Below are 447 nucleotides of genomic sequence, written 5' to 3' on the forward strand. Positions count from 1 at the left end.
TGCGAGATTGTCGGCTATGCCATGGGAGAACGCATGACACAAGCCTTGACAGCAAAAGCATTGTGGAAGGCTGTCAGCAATAAACGACCACCGCCTGGTCTGATTCATCACTCAGACCGTGGTAGCCAATACTGCGCACTGAGTTACAGGGAGTTGCTGGAGCAATTTGGCATGAAGACATCCATGTCACGCAAAGGAAACTGCTATGACAATGCACCTATGGAGAGTTTCTGGGGAAGTCTGAAAAATGAACTGATACATCATCAGCGCTATGCAACACGTGCTGATGCACAGGCGGCTATCCAGGAATATATTGAAAGCTTTTATAACCGCCAGCGACGTCACTCGCGTCTTGGCAATATATCGCCAGCCTTGTTTGCTGAAAATTTTAATCGGCAGTCACAGGCAGCTTAGAACATGAGTGTCCGCTATTGACAGTACACCTCA

Annotated in this window: 1 protein-coding gene; it reads left to right on the forward strand. The window is 48.1% G+C overall.

What is annotated here, in order from left to right; all coding sequences use genetic code 11:
• On the forward strand, positions 1–414 hold a 414-nt coding region (locus H8L47_RS29235), incomplete at its 5' end, for an IS3 family transposase (RefSeq protein WP_186957340.1).
• Positions 415–447 lie beyond the last annotated feature (33 nt).

This window comes from Undibacterium umbellatum, assembly GCF_014284125.1.
Classification (GTDB): Bacteria; Pseudomonadota; Gammaproteobacteria; order Burkholderiales; family Burkholderiaceae_D; genus Undibacterium; species Undibacterium umbellatum.